The following is a 3,078-nucleotide window of genomic DNA, read 5'->3' on the forward strand; positions in this document are numbered from 1 at the left end:
CACCGCCTCTTGAGTCCGTAAATCGCGATCCGGCGCTGTCATTTCCTGCATCTGTGCAAGTAGAATTGCGATCGCAAAGTCAATACAACACTCCCGAAATTAGCCCGGATATTTTCGCTCCTTCTCGCAGGCTAGATTCGGCAGGTTCGGGAGTTTTAGCATTTGAGGAAATCTTTACTCGCGAGTACGAAAAATATCTGGATTTGCCCGCAAGAAGACCGATCGGGAATATGTCGGTAATTTACGAAAATCTTCGCAAAAACGAAAAAATTACCGGAATCAAATCTGCTATTATTTATATGAATTGGCTCAGCAGAGCTGATGCAGCCGCTGTCAAAGAAAATGATTCTGTACTGGTGGCAAGTCAGGATTTATCAAATCTATTGCCTGTGAAAACAAACCTCGCATCCCAGCCATCTCATCCCTTAGAAGATAAGTTGACTCAGAGGTTGTCGCCGGATGGCAAAGAAGTTTCCGATGTTCCGAGTGGGGAGCATTTAGAAATAGTGTTAGTAACAGCTAATGCTCAACCCCAGCGCGTTTTAATTCCGGCTACAACCCGCTGGCAGGTGTTGCAACTAGCTGACGCCCTGCAAACCGAAATAACTAATCCCCGAAAAAGAAGCAGCATTAGTTATTTGGATACCGCGCAAAAACTTTATCGGTGGTTAATTGCACCAGTTGCCGCAGAATTGACAGCTTTAAAGATTGACAATTTAATTGTAATTCCAGCAGCAGGTTTGCGGAGCGTGCCGTTTGCTGCTCTTCACGATGGCAAAGGCTTTTTAGTTGAGAAATACAGCATTAGTGTGATGCCGAGTCTGAGCTTAACTGATATCGGCTACGACAATATTGCGGATGATGAAATTTTGGCCATGGGGGCGTCGGTATTTGAAGATAAAGCGCCATTACCAGCGGTACCGGTGGAGTTAGAGTCGATCGCGCCGCCAAGTGAAGGAAAATCATTTTTGAATCAAGATTTTACTCTCGAAAATTTGCAAGCTCAGCGGGCAAATCAGCCTTTTGGCATCATTCACTTAGCAACTCACAGCGAATTCCAGCCAGGAGAACCGAAAAATTCTTACATTCAGTTGTGGGATAGTAAATTACGTATCGATCAAATGCGACAGTTGCGATGGAATGAACCGCCGGTGAATCTGTTAGTTTTAAGCGCGTGCAGTACCGCTTTGGGCGACGAAGATGCGGAGTTGGGGTTTGCGGGTTTGGCGGTAGCTAGCGGTGCTAAATCCGCTTTGGCGAGTTTGTGGGAAGTCAGCGATGATGGGACTTTGGGGCTGATGACTGAGTTTTATCGCCAGTTGCGGGCCCCCAGACGCGGTGGCAATTTGATGATTAAAGCGGAGGCTTTGCGACGCGCGCAATTGGAGATGCTGCGGGGGCGCGTGCGGATTCAAGACGGGATGTTGCGAGCCCAAGGGCTTTCTGGGGGTCTAATTTTGCCTCCAGAAATTGCGGCGCGGGGCGATCGAGTGCTTTCGCATCCTTATTATTGGGCCGCCTTTACAATGATTGGCAATCCTTGGTAATGGAGTTTTCCCACAAGTCTTACCGAAGTTATTAGGGTGGTGTGATGAACTCCCTTGATTCGTTAATTGCCCGAAAACCTATACTATTGACATACATTTTTAGGCATTCCGGTTTCACAGTCTCGCTGTAACCAGGCGTGGGACTCATCATCAGCGATAAATTGACGATCGCATTTGACACAAATGTGGTTCTGTTTTCCTTTTTTCTTAGTGTTTCTACGGATATGGGTTAATTTGCACTCGCTTTCATTGCATGGTGATTCGCCCTATTTATACTCTCATTATGCAACGCCCAAATCTCCTAGGAAGACTAACGGCGATCGCACTTCACTCTGTTTTGCCGGATTTTACAGGAAACTGTGGAGCGATCGGACTCCTGGTCGGAATGTTTAGCCCTCTTATTTTGAAGAAATGTTAAGAAAAAATAATTTTTTTTGGAAAACTTAAGCTTTTCTTAAATTTTAGGGTAATATTGTGTATTAGATAATACATATACTTAATTAACTAACAATATATAAAAAATAATTGAGTATTAATACTGACAAGAGGCTGTAAGAATGATTAACTTACCGGGCTACGACATTACCAACCAGATCCATGAAAGTAATAATTCTGTAGTTTACCGGGGACTGAGAAAGCAAGACAACCAACCCGTAATTCTCAAATTTCTCAAACAAGATTATCCGATGCCAGCTTCGTTAGTCAGATACAAGCAGGAATACGAAATCACACACAATCTTCACCTAGAAAGTGTCCCTAAAACCTACAGCTTAGAAAGATACCATAACAGTTTGGCTATCATTTTCGAGGATTGTGGTGGAGACTCATTAAAGCTTTGGTTGGCTTCTCACAAACTTACCTTAGAAGAGTTTTTATTAACAGCTATTAAAATAACCAGGGCTTTAGGTGAAATTCACAGACATAAAATTATTCATAAAGATATTAATCCCAGCAATATTATTATCAACTCAAGCACAGGGCGAGTTCAAATTATAGATTTTGGCATCTCTACGGTTTTAAAGCGCGAAAATCCTACCCTGAAAAATCCTAATGTTTTAGAAGGCACCCTTAGCTATATATCGCCGGAACAAACAGGCAGAATGAACAGAGCGATCGACTACCGCACTGATTTTTACTCATTAGGAGTCACTTTTTACGAAATGCTAACAGGGCAATTGCCCTGGGATTACAGCGATGCAATGGAATTAATCCACTGTCACATTGCCAAACAAGCAGTACCGCCCCACCAAATCAATCGAGAAATTCCTAAAGCTGTTTCTGATATTGTGATGAAGCTATTAGCGAAAACCGCTGAAGCCAGATATCAAAGCCCTTGGGGAATTATCGCTGACCTAGAAGAATGCCTAGAACAATTAAAAACTACGGGAGGAATTGCAGATTTTGCGATCGCCCAAAAAGATATTACAGATAAGTTTCAGATACCTCAAAAACTCTACGGCAGAGAAACAGAAGTAGAAACCTTATTAGCAGCCTTTGAGCGAGTCAGCAGGGGCAGCACCGAAATGATGCT

General features: G+C 43.3%; 2 protein-coding genes and 1 pseudogene. 2 read left to right on the forward strand and 1 reads right to left on the reverse strand.

What is annotated here, in order from left to right:
• Window positions 1–1,547, forward strand: a 1,547-nt coding sequence (locus QT973_RS22300; RefSeq protein ID WP_333374515.1) for a CHAT domain-containing protein, incomplete at its 5' end; no start/stop codon positions are given.
• A gap of 2 nt (window positions 1,548–1,549) precedes the next feature.
• Here QT973_RS22300 and QT973_RS22305 read toward each other — a convergent pair.
• Window positions 1,550–1,789, reverse strand: a pseudogene (locus QT973_RS22305) (IS1/IS1595 family N-terminal zinc-binding domain-containing protein); the annotation flags it as partial.
• 315 nt (window positions 1,790–2,104) lie between these two features.
• Between QT973_RS22305 and QT973_RS22310 the strand changes: the two are divergent.
• A partial coding sequence (locus QT973_RS22310) for a protein kinase domain-containing protein (RefSeq protein ID WP_333056478.1) occupies window positions 2,105–3,078 on the forward strand: 974 nt, incomplete at its 3' end.

The organism is Microcoleus sp. Z1_A1, from assembly GCF_036700305.1.
Taxonomy (GTDB): Bacteria; Cyanobacteriota; Cyanobacteriia; order Cyanobacteriales; family Microcoleaceae; genus Microcoleus.